Below are 18,927 nucleotides of genomic sequence, written 5' to 3'. Positions count from 1 at the left end.
GGAACGGAGCGATCCGGAATCAGAGAAAAGGAGTGTACGTTATGTCAAAAGTCGTTGATAATTTTTTAAAGTACATTGCATTTGATACCCAGTCTGCCGAGGACGCCGCCTCTGTGCCCAGTACAGAAAAGCAGTTCGCCCTGGCAAAGCTTCTGGTGGAGCAGTTAAAAGCCCTGGGGGTAAAGGATGTGTCCATGAGCGAACACTGCTACGTATATGGCACCATTCCGGCTACGGCGGAGACCGACTGTCCGGTGGTGGGCTTCCTGGCCCATATGGACACCTCTCCGGATTTTTCCGACGAGAACACCCGTCCCCAGCTGATCCAGAACTATAACGGCGGAGACATTATCCTGAATAAAAATCTGGGCATTAAAATGAGCCCGGAGGTATTCCCGGCATTAAAGAACTATGTGGGCAAGGACCTGATCACCACCGACGGCACCAGCCTTCTGGGCGGAGACGATAAGGCCGGTATTGCCGAGATCATGACTATGGCTGAATATTTCATGGCGCATCCGGAGATCCCCCACGGAACCATCAAGATCGCCTTTACTCCCGACGAAGAAGTGGGACACGGCGTGGATTTCTTCGACGTACCCGGCTGGGGCGCTGATGTGGCCTATACAGTGGACGGCGGAGCCTTCGGCGAGATGGAGTATGAGACCTTCAACGCAGCTTCCATGAGCGTCACCATCCACGGCCAGAATATCCATCCCGGCAGCGCCAAGGGCAAGATGAAAAACGCCATCCTCATCGGTCTGGAATTCCAGTCCATGCTCCCGGAGGCAGAAAAGCCCCAGTATACAGAAATGTATGAGGGCTTCTACCATCTGAACGGGATCTCCGGAAACGTGGAGGAGACTGTACTGAAGTACATCGTCCGCGACCATGATAAGGAGATCTTTGAATCCAGGAAGGCCATGGGCCATACCATCGCCGACTTCTTAAATAAGAAGTATGGAGAAGGCACCGTTGTGGTGGAGACTTCCGATACGTATTACAACATGGAAGAAAAGATCCGTCCACATATGTATTTAATGGATATCGCTGCCGAGGCCTTTAAGGAGCTGGGAGTGGATACGCCCAATGTCCGCCCGGTGCGCGGCGGTACCGACGGCTCCAGACTGTCCTATATGGGCCTTCCGTGTCCCAACCTCTGCACTGGAGACCACAACGCCCATGGAAAATACGAATTTGTCTGCATCCAGTCCATGGAGCAGACCGTGGAGCTGCTGATCAAGATCGCAGAGAAATTTAAGGATGTAAAGAAAGCTTAATACGAGGCTGAAACCAAAAGCTTCCGGAGAGAAGATCCTCCGGGAGCTTTTTTTGATCTTTTATTCTGGATGAAACTTTCTTCTTTTTTGTCACGTCTATATATGTGATAAAACAAAAAATGGCAGAAAAGGACAGGTTTCCCATGGTTTTCAGCAGTCTGGAATTCATATTCCAATTTTTACCCATATTTTTACTGATCTATTTTCTCTGCCCGGCGCGGTATAAGAACTTCTGCCTTTTCGCAGGGAGCATGATATTTTATCTGTACGGCGTCTGGGATACGCCTCTTTATCTGGCGCTCTTTGGGGCGTCCATGGCGGTGAACTATTTTTTTGGCTGCCGGATCGCCCGCAGCCGGGCCAGGTTCCGCAGGAGGAAGCGGCTGTTCTGGGGAGTGGCCTATAATCTGTTCTGGCTGCTGCTGTTTAAATATACCGGCTTTTTTACGGAAAATATCAACGGCATCCTCCGGCTCATGGGGCTCTCCCTGGAGCTTCCTGTGTTTGCGCCGGTGCTCCCGGTGGGGATCAGCTTTTATACCTTCCAGGCTATTTCCTATCTGGCGGACGTGTACCGGAAAACGGCAGAGTATGAGCCTTCTTTTGTGAATTTCGCCATGTACATCAGTATGTTTCCCCAGCTGATCGCCGGTCCCATCGTTACCTACTCCTCCATCAGGAAGGAGATCTCCCGCCGGTCCCATTCCATGCGGGCGGTGGAGGAGGGGCTGAAGACCTTCACCATAGGACTGGGACTCAAGGTCCTTCTGGCAAACCGCCTGGGCGGGCTCTGGAATGAGGCCGGGACCGTGGGCTATGAAAGTATCTCCACTCCCTTTGCATGGCTGGCCATCACAGCCTTCAGCCTCCAGATCTATTTTGATTTTTACGGCTATTCCCTGATGGCCAAGGGGCTGGGGCGGATCATGGGCTTTACGATCCCGGAAAATTTTCATGACCCATACCTGTCTCTTTCCATGACAGAATTCTGGAGACGGTGGCACATGACCCTGGGGAGCTGGTTCAGGGATTACGTATATATTCCCCTGGGGGGCAGCCGGAAGGGAAAGCTTATGACCTTCCGCAATATGCTGGCGGTCTGGGCCCTCACCGGATTCTGGCATGGGGCAAGCTGGAACTTTATCCTCTGGGGGCTTCTGATGTTTGCGCTGATCTCGGTGGAAAAGCTGGGGCTCATACGGATTTTGGAGAGGGTCCCGGCCCTGGGCCATCTTTACATGGCCCTTGCCATTTCCGTAAGCTGGGTGCTGTTTGCGGTGACGGATCTTTCGCAGATGGCCGTTTACTTTACCAGGCTGTTCCCGTTCCTGCCGCAGCCAGAGGGAATGGCATATTTTGCCGGAGACTATTTAAAATATGGAAGGCTCTACGGGCTCTCCCTGGCAGCGGGACTGGTCTTTGCCACCGGCCTTCCCATGAAGCTTTACAGGCGGTTCAAAAATAGTCCTGCGGCGGCTGTGGTGCTCCTGGCGGTGTTCTGGGGCTGCGTTTACTGTATGAAGATGGGAATGGACGATCCGTTCCTGTATTTCCGGTTTTAAATTTTTAGAGAATGAAAAAGGGGAGGAAGATTATGAAGCGTTACTGGTACAGCACATTTCTGGCAGCCAGCCTGGCGGCTGTGATCGCAGTGGAATACGTTCCTGGAGCTGTGAGAAAGCTGACGCCCTGGTATGAGGCGGGAGCTATGGAGAGGGAGACGGATGAGAGGGCTGCAAAGAAGCCTGATATAGGAGCAGAGAGAGAAACACGGGAGGAAGAGATCCCAGAAACGGCGGATGGAGCGGGAATGGCTGCCGTCTCCGGCGGGGCAGGCGGTCAGACCGGGGAGACGGCTTCCAGTGGGGAGGAGATATCTCTGTCAGAGGAAGAGACTGTGGCTTCAGAGCCCTCTGGAGCTCCGGCCGTGTCCTTAAAGGAGGATTTTTCCGGTGTCCTTTTCATTGGAGATTCCCGGACCGTGGGGCTTTCTGAATATGGAGACCTGGGCCAGGCGGAGGTGTTCGCCGATTCCGGTATGAGCGTATTTACGCTATTTAATAAAACCGTTAAGCTGAGATCCCAGGAAAAGAGCGGATTGGAGGAGCTCTTATGTTCCCGGAAATTCGATACCATATTTTTTATGCTTGGGATCAATGAGCTGGGATATGATTACGATTCCATTGTAAAGCAGTATAAAAGGACCGTGGAAAAGGTCCATGAGCTGCAGCCGGACGCCGCCATCGTCCTGGGGGCCAACCTTCATGTGACAGCGGAGAAAGCCTCCGGCAGCAGCATCTACAACAATGACAGGATCAATGCCTTAAACAGGGATATTAAAAGCATGGCAGAGGCCTCTGGCTATGTCTATCTGGATGTGAACCAGGTATTTGACGATGAAAATGGAAATCTGGCGGCGGGATATTCCTCCGACGGGGCCCATGTCCTGGGAAAATATTATTCTGTGTGGGTGGACTGGATCAGGGAGACCCTGGGCACACACGCAGGCTGAAGCCGCATATGGGAATATTTTCCTTGCCATCCGGGATGGGATGTGATACACTTCCAAAGGAAAAAGGCGTAAGGTGTTTAAAGCTGATGACTTCTGCAGACAGACCCATGCAGATATTGTCAGCTTTTTCTATGCCGGGAGGAGATGTATTATGTTACTGAGTATTTCACTGATCCTGATCGTTGGAATGTCCATGGCATGGCTGTGCCAGAGGCTCCGGCTGCCGGGCCTTATGGGGATGCTGGCCACAGGCATGATCCTTGGGCCGCATGCTCTGGATCTGCTGGATGCGGACATCCTGGGGATCTCGGAAGAGCTCCGGAAAATCGCGCTGATCATCATTCTTACAAGAGCCGGACTGGGACTGGATCTGGAGGGATTAAAAAAAACAGGCCGGCCGGCGCTGCTCATGTGTTTTATCCCGGCAAGCTTTGAGGTGCTGGGAGTGATCCTGCTGGGGACCCGGCTCATGGGGCTGACAGTCCTGGAGGCAGCCGTCCTGGGAGCTGTTCTTGCCGCAGTTTCTCCGGCAGTGGTCGTACCGAGGATGGTCCGGCTGATGGAGGAGGGATATGGAAAAAGGGAAGGGATTCCCCAGATGATCCTTGCAGGCGTATCCGTGGATGACGTCTATGTGATCGTCCTGTTCTCCACATTTACCGGCATGATGCAGGGAAAGGGAGTTTCTGCCGTCAGCTTTATAAATATCCCTGTTTCGATCCTTCTGGGAACCGTTATTGGACTGGCCGCCGGATCTTTGCTGGCCCTGTTTTATAAGCAGGTGCATATCCGGGATACTTCAAAGGTTCTCATTCTCTTAAGTATTTCGCTGTTTCTGGTGGCGGCCGAAGACATGCTGACCACGCCCATAAGTTTTTCTTCCCTGATCGCAGTCATGTTTATAGGCATAGGCCTTCAGAAGAAAAGGGGAGAGGCTGCCAGAAGGATCTCTGTAAAGTATGGAAAGCTGTGGGTCGCCGCTGAGATTTTCCTGTTCGTGCTTGTGGGGGCTGCTGTTGATACGGGATACCTGGCCCAGGCCGGAGGGCGTGCGCTTTTGGTGATCCTTGGCGCTCTTGCTTTCAGGATGGCCGGTGTGGCTCTCTGCCTATGGGGAACGAAGCTTGGGAGAAGAGAATGGTTATTTGTAATGTTAGCATATACGCCGAAGGCCACCGTCCAGGCCGCCATCGGAGGGATCCCTCTTTCTATGGGCCTTGCCTGCGGAGATAGCGTTCTTACGGCCGCCGTGCTTGCCATTGTCCTTACTGCGCCCCTGGGGGCGTTTGCGATGGATCTGTCGTATCAGAAGCTTCTGAACAGGTCATGACCGTATTTCATATACGGCGGTGCGGCAGCCGGTGAAAAGAGAACGGCAGGGCCGGGACGATACGGCAGAGGCCGGAAGGAACGGTGAAAACCTGCAAAAAGGTGGGAAGGGGTTGCCAGCCGCAAAAAAATACCTTATAATTATGCGGTATATACTGGATCAGTCTGTGTCCTGCTGTCTGATCCGGAGGATCAAGGATAAAAAAAGCAACCATAAATAACCGCAAAGCAAGGAATGAGAATGAGAAAATTAGCATTAAGTGACGAAATACTGCTGAGTATCCAGCAGCCAGCCCGTTATATCGGCGGGGAGATCAATTCGGTATGTAAGGATCCGTCCAGTGTGGATGTCCGGTTTGCCATGTGCTTCCCGGACGTATATGATATCGGCATGTCCCATCTGGGGATCCAGATCCTTTATGATATGCTCAATAAGATGCCGGATGTGTACTGTGAGCGGGTATATTCGCCGTGGACCGACCTGGACGCCATCATGCGTGAAAAGCATATCCCGCTTTTTGCCATCGAGTCCCAGGACCCGGTGAAGGATTTTGATATCCTGGGGATCACCCTCCAGTATGAAATGTGTTATACAAATATCCTCCAGATCCTGGATCTTTCCGGGATCCCGCTCCATGGCAGCGACCGGACCTGGGATGACCCCATCGTCATCGGAGGCGGTCCCTGCGCCTATAACCCGGAGCCCATTGCCGAGTTTTTTGATCTGTTTTACATTGGAGAAGGAGAGACCGCATACCGGCAGCTGATCGATATTTACAAAGACAGCCGGAAAAATGGCGAGTCCAGGGAGACGTTTTTAAAACGGGCGGCCGGAGTGCCGGGAATCTACGTTCCGTCCCTGTATGAGCCGGAATACCATGAGGACGGCACCTTAAAGGCGTTCCGTCCCACCTGTCCGGAGGCCCCGGAAAAGGTCGTAAAGCAGCTGGTCCTGGATATGACGGAGGCCGTGTATCCGGAAAAGCCCCTGGTGCCGTTCATCAAGGTGACCCAGGACCGTGTGGTCTTAGAGATCATGCGCGGCTGTATCCGCGGCTGCCGGTTCTGTCAGGCAGGCATGATCTACCGGCCGGTGCGTGAAAAGAACGTGGAGCGGCTGAAAGACCTGGCATATAAGATGCTGAAAAATACGGGGCACGAGGAGATCTCCTTAAGCTCCTTAAGCTCCAGCGATTACCGTTCCCTGGAGGAGCTGGTGCGTTTCCTGATCGAGGAATTCCATGGAAAGGGAGTCAACGTATCCCTTCCTTCTTTAAGGATCGATGCATTCTCTCTGGACGTGATGAGCAAGGTACAGGATGTGAAAAAAAGCAGTCTGACCTTTGCGCCGGAGGCTGGTTCCCAGAGGCTCCGTGACGTGATCAATAAGGGGCTTACTGAGGAGGAGATCCTCCAGGGAGCCGCCGATGCCTTTAAGGGAGGCTGGAACCGGGTGAAGCTGTATTTCATGCTGGGCCTTCCCACAGAGACGGTGGAGGATATGGAGGGCATTGCCCTTTTATCTGAGAAGATCGCAGAGGAGTATTATGAGATCCCCAAGGACCAGAGAAACGGAAAGGTCCAGGTGGTGGCCAGCACATCCTTCTTTGTGCCGAAGCCCTTTACGCCTTTCCAGTGGGCCAGGATGTCCACCAAGGAGGAATTCCTGGATAAGGCACGGGTGGTCAACCGCAAAATGAAGGAGATGCTGAACCATAGGAGCCTGAAATACAACTGGCATGAGGCCGATGTAACAGTTTTAGAGGGCGTACTGGCCCGGGGAGACCGGAGGGTGGCCGCCGTCATCGAGGAGGCATACAGAAACGGCGCTTTATATGACGCCTGGTCTGAGAGCTTCCGGAATGATATATGGATGAAGGCATTTGAGACCTGCGGCGTGGACATTGATTTCTATACCACCAGGGAGCGGAGCCTGGACGAGCTGTTCCCCTGGGACTTCATCGATACGGGTGTGTCCAAGGAGTTTTTAAAGAGAGAGTGGAACAGTGCGGTAAACGGGACCGTGACCCCCAACTGCCGGGAACGCTGTTCCGGGTGCGGCGTAAGACGATTCGGAGGAGGTGTCTGCTTTGAAGATCAGGATTAAATTTTCCAAACAGGGAAACATGCGGTTCATCGGGCATCTGGATATCATGCGTTATTTCCAGAAGGCCATGCGCCGGGCTGACGTGGACATCCGGTATTCGGAGGGCTTTTCTCCCCACCAGATCATGTCCTTTGCGGCTCCTCTGGGCGTAGGGCTCACAGGAAGCGGTGAGTACCTGGACATTGAGGTCCTTTCCACAGAGAGCTCCAGGCGGATGGTGGAGCGGCTCAACGTCCAGATGGCAGAGGGGATGGAGGTGCTGAGCTTTAAGAGACTTCCGGATTCTGCCGGAAACGCCATGTCCCTGGTGGCGGCCTGTGATTACACGGTGTCGCTGAAGAAGGAATATGAAGAGGCCCTTGGCATGTCTGCCCAGGAGTTCTTTGACGGACTCTGCGGCTTTATAGAGACGGGAGACCTGAATATCGTAAAAAAGACAAAAAAAGGCGAAAAGCAGATGGATCTCCGGCCATATATTTATGAGCACCGGCCGTCGGAGGACGGGGATTCCATTTTTCTCAGGCTTTCTGCCGGAAGCGCAGCCAATGTGAAGCCGGAGCTTCTTCTGGAGGCCTTCTGCCGGAGCTGTTCCAGGGAGTTCCCGGTCTTTGGCTTTTCCATCAACCGGGAGGAGGTCTACGCGGATGCCGGATCTGGGGACAGCCATGAATTTGTGACCCTGGAATCCTTTGGTGAAGACATTGAATAAACTGATTTTTACTGAACTGCGGGGACGGACCGTGTCTGTCCTTGCTTCCGGAAACCGCGTCCTCCAGATCGGAACGGCTCCGGACCGGGAGGACTGCGCCCTTGGAACGATCTGCGTGGGAAGGGTCCGGAACATCGTAAAAAATATCAACGCTGCCTTTGTGGAGTACAGGCCGGGGATCAACGGTTATTACAGCCTGGCAGAAAACAGGTTCCATTTGTTTGCAGACGGGAGGGACGGATCCAGTCCGCTGAAAAATGGAGACGAGATCCTGGTCCAGATCTCCAGGGCTGCTGTCAAGACCAAGGACGCGGTGCTCACCTCGAAGCTTTCTCTCACAGGGCAGTATGGAGTGCTCACCCTGGACGGCAGCGGGCTGGGGATCTCCTCTAAGATCCGCGATGCCGGATGGAAAGAGCAGATGAAGGAATGGTGGGAAGAGGAGGCCAGGGGCCTGGTTTCCGGACTTTCCGGAACGGGACTTCCGCGTGCTGGCTTTATCCTGCGGACCAATGCGTACGGCGCTCCCCTGGAGGCGGTCGGACTGGAGCTGTCCGGCCAGGCAGAACGGATGGCCAGGCTTCTTGATAACGGGAGGAGCCGCACGGCAGGGAGCATCCTCTATCAGCCGGAAAGCTTTTTTGTCCGCAGCGCCATGGATGTCCGGAAGGATGAAACAGAAGAGATCCTTACAGATCTTCCAGATATTTACCAGGAGTTCCAGGAGGCCGCTGGGGACGGTTTTCAGGTTCCGGTGCGGTTCTATACGGACAGCTATCCCCTGTCTGCCCTGTACCGCCTGGATGCGGCCCTGGACCGCGCCCTGGGAAGGACCGTCTGGCTCCGTTCCGGCGGATATCTGGTCATCGAACCCACAGAGGCCATGACTGTGATCGACGTGAATACCGGAAAAAACACGGATAAGAAGACGGCTTCGGAAACGTACCTGAAAACGAATCTGGAGGCGGCCGAGGAGATCGCGGTTCAGCTGCGGCTCAGAAATCTTTCCGGGATCATTGTGGTGGATTTCATCGATATGAAGGAAAAGGCACAGAATGAGGAGCTTATGAGAAGGCTGCGCCAGTGTCTGGCGGCAGATCCTGTCAAAACGGTCCTGGTGGACATGACGCCCCTGGGACTGGTAGAGATCACAAGAAAGAAGACGCTCCGTCCGCTCCATGAGCAGTTTTCCCGCAGTGAAAAAAATAGATAACAATTATCCCTTTGCTTTTTGGGGAAATATGGTATAATATCTGCGGAGCAGATATTATACCATGGCGCATGCCGGTTTCTGCGTTCACCGCAGAAATCCGGGCGCAGGAATCTCCCGGAGGGAGCTGCATCGGAAGGATGCAGCATAATATCTGCGGAGCAGATATTATACCATGGTGCATGCCGGTTTCTGCGTTCACCGCAGAAATCCGGGCGCAGGAATCTCCCGGAGGGAGCTGCATCGGAAGGATGCAGCATAATATCTGCGGAGCGGATATTATATGCTTAATCGTATATTTTTATAAAAGAAATGAGGTACAAATCATGAGAACTGTTGGAACCGTATCCAGAGGCGTCAGATGCCCGGTTGTGAAAGAAGGAGACGATCTGATCCGGATCGTGACAGAGGCTATCGCCGATATGGGAAAAGAAGAACATATCACATTTCATGAAAAGGACATCGTAGCTGTAACAGAGGCCGTAGTGGCCAGGACCCAGGGCAATTATGCCAGTACAGATGACATTGCGAAGGACTGCCGCACAAAATTTGGCTGCGATACCGTCGCTGTCACGTTCCCGATCTTAAGCCGGAACCGGATCGCCATCTGCTTAAAAGGCATTGCCAAGGCGTTTAAGAAGGTTTATATCCTGATGAGCTATCCTTCCGATGAAGTGGGCAACCACCTGTTTGACGACGATCTTCTGGATGAAAAGGGAGTAAATCCGTATTCAGACGTAATGGATGAGGCAAAGTACAGGGAGATCTTCGGCTATGTAAAGCATCCGTTCACAGGCGTGGATTATGTGGCTTATTATAAGGAGCTGTTTGAGGCCGAGGGCTGCGAGCCGGAATTTATTTTCGCCAATGACTGCCGCGCAGTGCTCCCCTATACAAAAAATGTACTCTGCTGCGATATCCACACCAGAGAACGCTCCAGACGGAGATTACTGGCTGCGGGAGCGGAGAAGGTGCTGACGCTGGCAGATATCATGAACGCTCCGGTGGATGGAAGCGGTTATAACGAGCAGTATGGCCTGTACGGCTCCAATAAGGCCACAGAAGACACGGTAAAGCTGTTCCCGAGAGATTGTAATGAATTTGTGAAAAATCTCCAGGAGAGCCTTGCAGAGGCCACAGGCGTGAAGATGAATTGTATGATCTACGGGGACGGCGCGTTTAAAGATCCGGTAGGAAAGATCTGGGAACTGGCTGATCCGGTGGTAAGCCCTGCGTATACAGAGCGCCTGGAGGGAACTCCCAACGAACTGAAATTAAAATATCTGGCAGACAACGATTTCAAGGATCTGAAGGGTGAGGAGCTCACAAGGGCCATGAAGGAAAAGATCGAAGCCAAGGACGGCAGCTTAAAGGGAAGCATGGCCTCCCAGGGTACGACTCCCAGACGACTGACGGATCTCATCGGATCTCTCTGCGATCTGACCTCCGGCTCCGGAGATAAGGGAACTCCCATCGTGTTTATCCAGGGATATTTTGATACTTTTGCAGAGCAGTAAAACCGAAAGCGCTGCAGACGGGTGGTTTTCCGCCTGATCTGCGGCGTTCTTTTTACGCTGGCAGCGAGACAGGACCGTGGATGTATGTGAGTCTGGCGGCTGCCGCAATGACCATGAGACGTCCGCGCAGCGTGTTCCCATGGTCACTGGACAGCAGAAATTTTTCATAAGGCAGAAAATCCTGTAAAAAACAGTTGACAGGAAGATGGACAGGTGCTATTATATTACAGTATGCCGCACAGCGAGGTCTGCAAGGGTTCCTGCGGGAACACACCGTAACTGGCGAGTAATGATAATAGGAGGTGCAATATGTACGCGATTATTGCAACAGGTGGTAAGCAGTATAAAGTAGCCGAAGGCGACAGCATCAAGATTGAGAGACTGGACGCAGAAGTAGGTTCTGTTGTTACTTTTGATCAGGTTCTGGCTGTAAACAACGGCGAGCTTACGATCGGATGCCCCACAGTGGAAAACGCGACTGTTTCCGCAACCGTTGAGAAGGTTGGCAAGGGCAAAAAAGTTATCGTTTACAAGTATAAGCGCAAAACTGGCTATCATAAGAAAAACGGCCACAGACAGCTTTATACCCAGGTTAAGATTGACAAGATCAACGCTTAATTTTGTATGATTCAGGTAATTATCCTGCGCGATAAGGACAGGAAAGAAAAAGGGATCGAAATAAGCGGTCATGCTGGCTATGCAGAATACGGACAGGATATCATATGTTCTGCTGTTTCTGTACTGGCTCTCAACATGGCGAATTCCGTCGAACAGTTTACAGACGATCATTTCGAGGGAAGTGTTTCAGAGGATGGAGGCCAGTTCTCTTTCCTTTTCCCCGATTCCATGAGTCCCGAATCGCAGCTCCTCATGAAGTCCCTGATCCTCGGGCTGACGAATATCCGGGATGAATACGGAGCGGAATATATCAATTTTCGATTCAGGGAGGTGTAACCGATATGTTTAAGATGAACCTTCAGTTATTTGCCCATAAAAAAGGTGTTGGTTCCACAAAGAACGGCAGAGATTCCGAGTCCAAACGCCTTGGCGCAAAGAGAGCAGACGGCCAGTTCGTATTAGCCGGAAATATTCTTTACAGACAGCGTGGAACAAAGATCCATCCGGGTCTTAATGTTGGCCGCGGCGGTGATGATACATTATTCGCAATGGTTGACGGCGTTGTTAAATTTGAGAGAAAAGGCAGAGACAAAAAGCAGGTTTCTGTATATCCGAAGGCGATCAACGAATAAAGCAGAGAGCTCCATACGTAAGGTATGGGGCTTTTTTCTCTACTGGGAAACCAGACATTTTTGGAAAGGACCGGGCTTATCATGTTTACAGACAGTGCAAAAGTTTTTATCAGATCAGGAAACGGCGGGAATGGCCATGTGAGCTTCCGCAGAGAATTATATGTTCCCAACGGCGGCCCCGACGGCGGTGACGGCGGAAAAGGCGGCGATATCATTTTTGAGGTGGACGACGGCCTTAATACACTGGTGGATTTCAGGCACGTCCGCAAATATGTGGCGCAGAGTGGGGAAGAAGGCGGAAAACGCCGCTGCCACGGTGCCGACGGAAAGGATCTGATCGTTAAGGTGCCCGAGGGCACGGTTGTTAAGGATCTGGAATCGGGAAAGGTCATCACGGATATGTCCGGAGACAACCGGCGGGAGATCATTCTGAAAGGCGGCCGGGGAGGGCTGGGAAATATGCATTTTGCCACCTCCACCATGCAGGTTCCCAAATATGCCCAGCCAGGACAGCCAGGGCAGGAGCTGTGGATCCAGCTGGAGCTTAAGGTGATCGCCGATGTGGGTCTGGTGGGCTTCCCGAATGTGGGAAAATCCACGCTGCTTTCCCGCGTTTCCAACGCAAGACCAAAGATCGCCAATTATCATTTTACTACCCTAAACCCGCACCTGGGCGTTGTGAACCTGGGCGACGGAAACAGCTTTGTGATGGCGGATATTCCCGGGCTGATCGAAGGCGCTTCGGATGGCGCCGGCCTTGGCCACGAATTCCTGCGCCACATCGAGCGGACGAAGGTGCTCCTTCATGTGGTAGACGCGGCTTCTGTGGAGGGACGCGACCCGGTGGAGGATATCCATACCATCATGAATGAGCTTTCTACCTATAATCCGGAGCTTTTAAAGCTGCCGCAGGTCATTGCGGCCAATAAGCTGGATGCCCTGTATGATGAGGAGCATGATCCCTTAAAGGCGCTGAAGGATGAATTTGAACCGAAGGGAATTCCCGTATTCGGTATTTCGGCTGTCAGCGGAGAGGGCGTCAACGAACTTCTGGGCCATCTGTTCCAGGTCCTCCGGACTGTGGACCGGACTCCCAGAGTATTTGAAAAAGAGTTTGAAGTTGAATATCAGGCGGACCGGAATCTGCCTTACACAGTGGAGCGTTCTGACGATGGAGCGTTCGTTGTGGAAGGTCCCAGGATCGAGAAGATGCTGGGCTACACCAATCTGGACTCAGAGAAGGGCTTCGACTTCTTCCAGAAATTCCTGAAACAGAACGGGATCCTGGATGAGCTGGAAAAGGCCGGAATCTCCGAGGGCGATACAGTGCGTATGTACGGTCTGGCTTTTGAGTATTATAAATAAGGAGAAGAGCATATGACAAGCAAGCAGAGGGCCTATCTTAAGGGACTTGCCATGACCATGGATCCAATTCTGCAGATCGGTAAATCCAGCCTTACACCGGAGCTTACCCAGTCTGTAAACGAGGCGCTGGACGCCCGTGAGCTGATCAAGATCCATGTTTTAAAGAACTGTGTGGATGATGGAAAGATCCTGGCCCAGACCCTGGCAGAGCGTACCCGCTCGCAGGTGGTACAGGTGATCGGAAGAATGATCGTTTTATATAAACCGGCGAAGGAAGAGAAGGACAGAAAGATCGTTCTCCCGTAAGCTGGAAAGGAGAGCTGCCATGAAACGTATCGGCATTATGGGCGGGACCTTTGATCCGGTCCACAACGGCCATCTTCTTCTGGGAAGACAGGCCCGCTCCGAATACGGGCTGGATGAGATCTGGTATATGCCGTCCCATATCCCTCCCCATAAAAAGGATCACCGGATCACGGACGTAAAGGACCGCCTGGCTATGCTGGAGCTGGCGCTGGAGGGGATCCCGTTTTTTTCAGTCTCTGATTTTGAAATGAAGCGGGAGGGGAATACGTATACTGCACAGACGCTGGAGCTTCTAAAGGAAGAATACCCGGAGGACAAATTTTATTTTATCATTGGAGCCGATTCCCTGTTCCAGCTGGAAACCTGGTATCACCCGGAAAAGGTCATGGAGCTTACCTCGCTTCTGGTGTCCGGCAGGGAATATGACCGGGCCGGACGGACCCTGGATCAGCAGATCAGCTATTTAAAATCCGTGTACGGAGCCCATATCCAGGTGCTTCACAATCCAGAAATGAACGTGGCTTCTGCCAGGATCCGGGACATGGCGGCCAGGGGAGAAGATATAGGAGAGCTGGTTCCCGGAGCCGTGGCCGCTTACATCAGAGAACACAGGCTGTACCAGGAGAGCAGATAACACGGAATCAGTAAAGGGCATATTCATATGGACAGCAGAGTCATTGAAATAAGAAAGCATTTAAAAAAGAAACTGGATCCCATGCGGTTTGAGCATACATTGGGAGTCTCCTACACCTGCCAGGCCCTGGCCATGCGGTACGGATATGATCTGGATAAGGCAGAGCTGGCCGGACTCCTTCATGACTGCGCCAAGCGGTACGACCGTCCGACCATGCTGGAAAAATGCATAAGCCGCGGGATCCCTGTTTCTGAAAGCGAAGAACGGGATCCATCCCTGCTTCATGCAAAACTGGGAGCGTGGATGGCCAGGGAAAAATACGGAGTGGACGATGAAGAGATCTTAAGCGCCATTGCGTGTCATACCACAGGAAAAACAGACATGGGGATGCTGGATAAGATCCTTTATGTGGCAGATTATATTGAGCCCCGGCGTTATAAAGCTGCGGATCTGCCCAGGATGAGAAAGCTGGCCTTTGAGGATCTGGATCGGGCCTGTCTGGCCATTATGGAGAGCATTCTCCGTTACCTGGGTACCCTGGACTGCCCCATTGATCCTTTGACCATTGCCGCCTGTAATCATATGCGTGCGGTGGCAGCAAGAAGCCAGGAACAGGCCGCAGCCGGGAACGGAGAAATCGGGCCAGAGAAAATAAAGGAGGAAAACACAGTTGAATCAGTCAAAAGAAATGGTAAGACTCGCAGTCGAAGCGCTGGACGAGAAAAAGGGAGAAGATATAAAAATTATTGATATCCAGGGTGTAACAGTTATTGCAGATTATTTTGTACTGGCAAGCGCATCCAACAGCAGCCAGACCCAGGCTCTGATCGATAATGTGGAGGAAAAGCTCTTTAAAGCTGGCTTTGAGTGCCGCCAGAAAGAGGGAAATCTAAGCTCAACATGGGTCCTTTTGGACTACGGCGATGTGATCGTTCATGTATTTTCCAAGGAAGACCGGCTGTTCTATGATCTGGAGCGCATCTGGAGAGACGGAAAGGTCGTAGGATCCGTAGAGGAACTGGACTGATCCGGAACGCAGTCTGACAAAAAACATATACTTGAAGCACCGGCTATTCTCTAAGGGGGATGCCGGTGCTTTTTGGTTACTGAAATGCGTGTCCTGTGGCATATAAAATGCTCTGCAGGGTTCGCCATACGGCGGAAGGAACGTCTGCGGCCGCAGCAGCCCGCCGCAGGCAGGCATCATTCCTGCTAATTCATAAACCGGAACAGGCCGATGACCTTTCCAAGGATCTGGACGTCGTCCACGATGATCGGGTCCATAGAAGAATTTTCCGGCTGCAGGCGGACGTGGCCGGATTCTTTATAGAAGGTTTTTACCGTTGCAGAATCTCCCAGGAGGGCAACCACCTTATCCCCGTTTTCAGCCACAGGCTGCTTTGCGACGATCACCTTGTCGTCGTTGAGGATTCCAGCCTCCACCATACTGTTTCCTTTTACCCTCAGCATAAATACCTCTTTATTGGGAAGCAGCTCCGCAGGGATGGGGATATAATCCTCAATATTCTCCTCTGCCAGGATCGGCATTCCTGCGGCAACGGTCCCGATCAGCGGTACGTTGACCACTTCCCGGCGGGTCAGCGCAAAATCATCATCCAGGATCTCGATGGTCCTGGGTTTTGTGGGATCCCGTCTTATGTATCCATTCCGCTCCAGTGTCTCCAGGTGGGAGTGGACAGAAGAGGTGGATTTCAGATGGACGGCTTCGCAGATCTCGCGCACAGCCGGCGGATATCCTTTGCTTAAAATTGTTTCTTTTATAAATTCAAGAATTTCTTTCTGTTTTTCAGTTATTTTACCCTGGCTCATATATGTGGATCCTCCTTTGCATCATTTTTATGAAAAAATGATATCATATCTTATAAAAATCCCTGGAAGGGAATAGATTTCTTTTTTATATACTATCATATGTCCGGCAAAAAAGCAAACTTTTGTTCGAGAAAAAGCAGGAAATCTGTTGACAAACATTTGTTCTGGTGTTATCATGAGACCAGAACAAATGTTCCCGAACATACATTCTTTTGACGCAGGAGGGACTGAATATGAAAAAGTATTTGTTTTTGTTTGCCGCATCCATTATGATTTTATCCTGTCTCCTGGGAAAGACACTGGTAACTGCCAGCGGAGAGGAGAGGGAGAGCGGTTATGACCGTTATTATACCAACATTGAGATCCGTCCGGGGGACTCTCTGTGGTCCATTGCTGAAAGATACAGGGCTAACTCCGGAATGGAGGTCCGCCAGTATATATCAGAACTGAAAGAGATCAACGGCCTGGTTTCGGATTCCATTGAGGCCGGGGACTCCCTGACTGTTGTATATTATGCCAGACAACCAGGTATGATCCCGTCGGAGCAGTAGTTCTCCGGATCTGCCGCAGGATAGCTAATTATTAAGGAATGCCGTTTGTAACTGGCAGGCTCCAGGCCGCAGCCAGTCTGTATCCGGACTAGCCAGGCTACTGGGGCCCCTGTTCCTTTTTTTCCCTTAGCTGGACTATATTTCTGGCGCTTTTCCGTCTCTGGTCCTCCTGGGCCGCATAGTGCTTCCTGGTGGTATTGACATCGCTGTGCCCAAGGACCGATGCTACCAGATAGATATCGCCGGTTTCCCGGTAAAGGCTGGTGCCGTAGGTGCTCCGAAGCTTATGGGGGGTGATCTTTTTTAGGGGAGTAACAAGACCCGCATATTTTTTTACCATATTTTCCACCGTTCTGACGCTCATCCTTTTTTTCTGCAGGGACAGGAACACAGCATCCTCATGACCTGGAAGGGCGTCAATGGCCTGGCGTTCATCCAGGTACGTTTCCAGAACGTCCCGGACTTCATCGCTGAAATAGACAATGGATTCCTTTCCGCCCTTCCGGAATATCCTGACTCCACAGGCGTCCAGATCCACATCGTTTATATTTAATCCGACACACTCCGATACACGGAGTCCTGTCCCCAAAAGAAGTGTCAGCATGGCCAGGTCCCGGACCTTTGTCCGTTCATGATACAGTTTCTGCCTTTCTGTGAGCTTTTCACCTTCCTCAACCTCATCCAGAAGCCGTGCCACCTCATCAATTTCCAACCGTGTGATCTCTTTTTCATGGAGTTTGGGGAGACGCAGGAGAGAGGCAGGATTTTTTTCAATCCGTTCATTTCTGTAAAAATAATTATAGAAGCTTTTTAAAGATGAAACCTTCCGCATGATCCCACGCTCCGTATTATATACATCTTCATTGTTCACAGAAGGATGACATTTTAAATATTCCATATATTCTTCCAGATCGGTAACTGTAAGCTGTTCCAGAACAGAGAGGGGGATATTTTCCCCCATTCGGGCTACCTGGCTGTTGGAAGTTTTCAGAAAATCGAAAAAGATCCGCAGGTCATAGGCATAGGCGATTCTTGTCCTGGTGGATGTCAGAGGTTCGATTCCCCGGAAGAAATCTGCACAGAAGGGAGGAAGTTCCTTTATCAGTCCCCGCAGCTTTTTGATGTTTTCAATATCCTTCTGCTCATGATAAGTGAGAGATGCCATGATTATCTTCCTTTCCTTCTTTATTTTTTTCAGAGCCTCTGGAATCCGAGGAGGGAGATGGCCAGCCGGGAATGTTGCCAGAGAGAACCGCGTGGAAAAAGCGATCCTTGACTCCAGGATTTTCCAGATTCAGATCCCGTATGAGATTTTTTACGTATTCCCGCCGGGTTTTTCCATCCACCGGACATGGATTCTTGCAGACTGGAAGCTGGTATTTATTTTTAAATCCAATGATATCTGCTTCGCTGACGTACATCATGGGGCGGATCACAGTCAGATCCATCCGGTCCAGATAGGTACGGGGAGAGAAGGTATAGAAGCGTCCCTCATAGATCAATGAAAGCATCATGGTTTCTATAATATCATCCCTGTGATGGGCGTATGCCACTTTATTGCAGCCGCAGGATCTGGCCTGCTGGTTTAAGGCACCTTTCCGCATTTTTGCGCAGAGAGAGCATGGATTGGATTCTCTGCGGGTCTCGAAAACGATTTTTGCAATATCCGTGGAAATAACTGTATAGGGGATGGAAAAATCGTCGCAGAGGGCCTGTATGGCTTTAAAATCCTGGATCCCAAAACCAAGGTCCACAGTAAATGCACAAAGCTCGAATGGGAATGGGTAAAAACGCTGGAGCTCATGGAGAGCGAAGAGCAGTGCCAGGCTGTCCTTTCCTCCGGAGATCCCAATAGCGATGCGGTCACCAGCGGAGATCATCTGGTAATCGTCCACTGCCTTTCGTACAAGGCTTAAAAGTCGCTGTAATTTCATAAATTGCTGATCCTCTCAATTATCTGTAATAATTATATTAAAAGGGCAAGTTCTATTGGAAACGTATTTCACGAATAGTTGTGCCCATGGACCATCATACCAGAACCAAAGGGATAATGCAAGAACTCCTTGTAGCATGGATCATGAATGTGCTATAATCAAAAACATGAACGTTCATGATACAGAATGGGCGTATTATGCCGTACCTTTAATGGTTCTGGCGCTGTCTATACATAATGAAAAAGAAAGGAAAATTGTTATGAGAAAAGTAATGAACCGGGTGCTGGTTGTCGGGATCGTGCTCACAGTCGTTTATCTGTTTGTGGAATATTATCTGCCTTTGCTTGTCAAATAGATATGGAAGGCAGGAGTATGGAGAGAGACGGCTGAGGG

20 protein-coding genes are annotated in these 18,927 nt (G+C 51.3%); 17 read left to right on the top strand and 3 right to left on the bottom strand.

Features of this window, described 5'->3' with window-relative positions:
* Positions 1–41 precede the first annotated feature (41 nt).
* From pepT to rsfS, 16 genes are all read left to right on the top strand, one after another.
* Positions 42–1,280 carry a peptidase T gene (pepT, locus tag OCV69_RS08705; RefSeq protein ID WP_158358662.1) on the top strand — a complete coding sequence of 413 codons (1,239 nt, stop codon included), beginning with the start codon at positions 42–44 and terminating at the stop codon, positions 1,278–1,280.
* A 143-nt stretch (positions 1,281–1,423) separates the two neighbouring features.
* Positions 1,424–2,842: an MBOAT family O-acyltransferase gene (locus OCV69_RS08700; RefSeq protein WP_158358663.1), complete on the top strand. Its 1,419-nt coding sequence runs from the start codon at positions 1,424–1,426 to the stop codon at positions 2,840–2,842.
* 32 nt (positions 2,843–2,874) lie between these two features.
* Positions 2,875–3,792 (top strand): GDSL-type esterase/lipase family protein, encoded by a 918-nt coding sequence (locus tag OCV69_RS08695; protein ID WP_158358664.1) that lies wholly within the window; start codon positions 2,875–2,877, stop codon positions 3,790–3,792.
* A 151-nt stretch (positions 3,793–3,943) separates the two neighbouring features.
* Positions 3,944–5,122, top strand: coding sequence for a cation:proton antiporter domain-containing protein (locus OCV69_RS08690; protein ID WP_158358665.1), 1,179 nt, complete (start codon positions 3,944–3,946; stop codon positions 5,120–5,122).
* A gap of 240 nt (positions 5,123–5,362) precedes the next feature.
* Positions 5,363–7,228 carry a TIGR03960 family B12-binding radical SAM protein gene (locus OCV69_RS08685; protein ID WP_158358666.1) on the top strand — a complete coding sequence of 622 codons (1,866 nt, stop codon included), beginning with the start codon at positions 5,363–5,365 and terminating at the stop codon, positions 7,226–7,228.
* A complete protein-coding gene (locus tag OCV69_RS08680; RefSeq protein ID WP_158358667.1) occupies positions 7,212–7,937 on the top strand; it encodes a TIGR03936 family radical SAM-associated protein in 726 nt (241 codons plus the stop codon). Before OCV69_RS08685 ends, OCV69_RS08680 begins: the two co-directional genes overlap by 17 nt.
* Complete coding sequence (locus OCV69_RS08675) at positions 7,930–9,150, top strand: ribonuclease E/G (protein ID WP_331485677.1); 1,221 nt, start codon at positions 7,930–7,932, stop codon at positions 9,148–9,150. The genes OCV69_RS08680 and OCV69_RS08675 overlap by 8 nt, the downstream gene beginning before the upstream one ends.
* Before the next feature lie 320 nt (positions 9,151–9,470).
* Positions 9,471–10,664, top strand: coding sequence for a coenzyme F420-0:L-glutamate ligase (locus OCV69_RS08670; protein ID WP_158358705.1), 1,194 nt, complete (start codon positions 9,471–9,473; stop codon positions 10,662–10,664).
* A gap of 309 nt (positions 10,665–10,973) precedes the next feature.
* Positions 10,974–11,282: a 50S ribosomal protein L21 gene (gene rplU, locus OCV69_RS08665; protein ID WP_022272934.1), complete on the top strand. Its 309-nt coding sequence runs from the start codon at positions 10,974–10,976 to the stop codon at positions 11,280–11,282.
* 6 nt (positions 11,283–11,288) lie between these two features.
* Positions 11,289–11,618: a ribosomal-processing cysteine protease Prp gene (locus OCV69_RS17000; protein ID WP_022272933.1), complete on the top strand. Its 330-nt coding sequence runs from the start codon at positions 11,289–11,291 to the stop codon at positions 11,616–11,618.
* A gap of 5 nt (positions 11,619–11,623) precedes the next feature.
* Entirely contained in the window at positions 11,624–11,914 is a 291-nt protein-coding gene (gene rpmA, locus OCV69_RS08655) for a 50S ribosomal protein L27 (protein WP_022272932.1), read from the top strand.
* An 81-nt stretch (positions 11,915–11,995) separates the two neighbouring features.
* Positions 11,996–13,279 (top strand): GTPase ObgE, encoded by a 1,284-nt coding sequence (gene obgE / locus OCV69_RS08650; protein ID WP_158358669.1) that lies wholly within the window; start codon positions 11,996–11,998, stop codon positions 13,277–13,279.
* A 12-nt stretch (positions 13,280–13,291) separates the two neighbouring features.
* Positions 13,292–13,585, top strand: a complete 294-nt coding sequence (gene yhbY, locus OCV69_RS08645; RefSeq protein WP_022272930.1) for a ribosome assembly RNA-binding protein YhbY — start codon at positions 13,292–13,294, stop codon at positions 13,583–13,585.
* A gap of 19 nt (positions 13,586–13,604) precedes the next feature.
* Positions 13,605–14,219: a nicotinate-nucleotide adenylyltransferase gene (gene nadD, locus OCV69_RS08640; protein ID WP_158358670.1), complete on the top strand. Its 615-nt coding sequence runs from the start codon at positions 13,605–13,607 to the stop codon at positions 14,217–14,219.
* Between the two features lie 27 nt (positions 14,220–14,246).
* Positions 14,247–14,969, top strand: a complete 723-nt coding sequence (gene yqeK, locus OCV69_RS08635; protein ID WP_158358671.1) for a bis(5'-nucleosyl)-tetraphosphatase (symmetrical) YqeK — start codon at positions 14,247–14,249, stop codon at positions 14,967–14,969.
* The gene (gene rsfS, locus OCV69_RS08630) at positions 14,908–15,246 is read left to right on the top strand and encodes a ribosome silencing factor (protein ID WP_022272927.1); all 339 of its coding nucleotides are present in this window, start codon (positions 14,908–14,910) and stop codon (positions 15,244–15,246) included. Before yqeK ends, rsfS begins: the two co-directional genes overlap by 62 nt.
* Before the next feature lie 185 nt (positions 15,247–15,431).
* Here the strand turns inward: rsfS and lexA are convergent, their stop codons facing one another.
* The gene (lexA, locus tag OCV69_RS08625) at positions 15,432–16,049 is read right to left on the bottom strand and encodes a transcriptional repressor LexA (protein WP_022272926.1); all 618 of its coding nucleotides are present in this window, start codon (positions 16,047–16,049) and stop codon (positions 15,432–15,434) included.
* Between the two features lie 233 nt (positions 16,050–16,282).
* Here lexA and OCV69_RS08620 point away from each other — a divergent pair, with 233 nt between their 5' ends.
* Positions 16,283–16,600, top strand: coding sequence for a LysM peptidoglycan-binding domain-containing protein (locus OCV69_RS08620; RefSeq protein WP_158358673.1), 318 nt, complete (start codon positions 16,283–16,285; stop codon positions 16,598–16,600).
* A gap of 97 nt (positions 16,601–16,697) precedes the next feature.
* On the opposite strand, the gene OCV69_RS08615 is transcribed toward OCV69_RS08620, so the two are convergent.
* Positions 16,698–17,765, bottom strand: a complete 1,068-nt coding sequence (locus OCV69_RS08615; protein ID WP_022272924.1) for a tyrosine-type recombinase/integrase — start codon at positions 17,763–17,765, stop codon at positions 16,698–16,700.
* On the bottom strand, positions 17,743–18,534 hold the full coding sequence (locus tag OCV69_RS08610; protein WP_158358674.1) for a tRNA lysidine(34) synthetase: 792 nt from the start codon (positions 18,532–18,534) through the stop codon (positions 17,743–17,745). The genes OCV69_RS08615 and OCV69_RS08610 overlap by 23 nt, the downstream gene beginning before the upstream one ends.
* Between the last annotated feature and the right edge of the window lie 393 nt (positions 18,535–18,927).

This window comes from Alitiscatomonas aceti (assembly GCF_025567195.1).
Taxonomy (GTDB): Bacteria; Bacillota; Clostridia; order Lachnospirales; family Lachnospiraceae; genus Alitiscatomonas; species Alitiscatomonas aceti.
The sequence above is the reverse complement of the archived record's forward strand: the minus strand, read 5'-3'. Positions and strand labels throughout refer to the sequence as shown.

Coding starts and splice junctions, on each gene's coding strand:
- OCV69_RS08700 (WP_158358663.1), top strand. CDS start 1,424: ATGGTTTTCAGCAGTCTGGAATTCATATTCCAATTTTTACCCATATTT.
- OCV69_RS08620 (WP_158358673.1), top strand. CDS start 16,283: ATGAAAAAGTATTTGTTTTTGTTTGCCGCATCCATTATGATTTTATCC.
- rplU (WP_022272934.1), top strand. CDS start 10,974: ATGTACGCGATTATTGCAACAGGTGGTAAGCAGTATAAAGTAGCCGAA.
- OCV69_RS08615 (WP_022272924.1), bottom strand. CDS start 17,765: ATGGCATCTCTCACTTATCATGAGCAGAAGGATATTGAAAACATCAAA.
- OCV69_RS08685 (WP_158358666.1), top strand. CDS start 5,363: ATGAGAAAATTAGCATTAAGTGACGAAATACTGCTGAGTATCCAGCAG.
- yqeK (WP_158358671.1), top strand. CDS start 14,247: ATGGACAGCAGAGTCATTGAAATAAGAAAGCATTTAAAAAAGAAACTG.
- nadD (WP_158358670.1), top strand. CDS start 13,605: ATGAAACGTATCGGCATTATGGGCGGGACCTTTGATCCGGTCCACAAC.
- rpmA (WP_022272932.1), top strand. CDS start 11,624: ATGTTTAAGATGAACCTTCAGTTATTTGCCCATAAAAAAGGTGTTGGT.
- obgE (WP_158358669.1), top strand. CDS start 11,996: ATGTTTACAGACAGTGCAAAAGTTTTTATCAGATCAGGAAACGGCGGG.
- pepT (WP_158358662.1), top strand. CDS start 42: ATGTCAAAAGTCGTTGATAATTTTTTAAAGTACATTGCATTTGATACC.
- OCV69_RS08695 (WP_158358664.1), top strand. CDS start 2,875: ATGAAGCGTTACTGGTACAGCACATTTCTGGCAGCCAGCCTGGCGGCT.
- yhbY (WP_022272930.1), top strand. CDS start 13,292: ATGACAAGCAAGCAGAGGGCCTATCTTAAGGGACTTGCCATGACCATG.
- rsfS (WP_022272927.1), top strand. CDS start 14,908: ATGGTAAGACTCGCAGTCGAAGCGCTGGACGAGAAAAAGGGAGAAGAT.
- OCV69_RS08690 (WP_158358665.1), top strand. CDS start 3,944: ATGTTACTGAGTATTTCACTGATCCTGATCGTTGGAATGTCCATGGCA.
- OCV69_RS17000 (WP_022272933.1), top strand. CDS start 11,289: ATGATTCAGGTAATTATCCTGCGCGATAAGGACAGGAAAGAAAAAGGG.
- OCV69_RS08610 (WP_158358674.1), bottom strand. CDS start 18,534: ATGAAATTACAGCGACTTTTAAGCCTTGTACGAAAGGCAGTGGACGAT.
- lexA (WP_022272926.1), bottom strand. CDS start 16,049: ATGAGCCAGGGTAAAATAACTGAAAAACAGAAAGAAATTCTTGAATTT.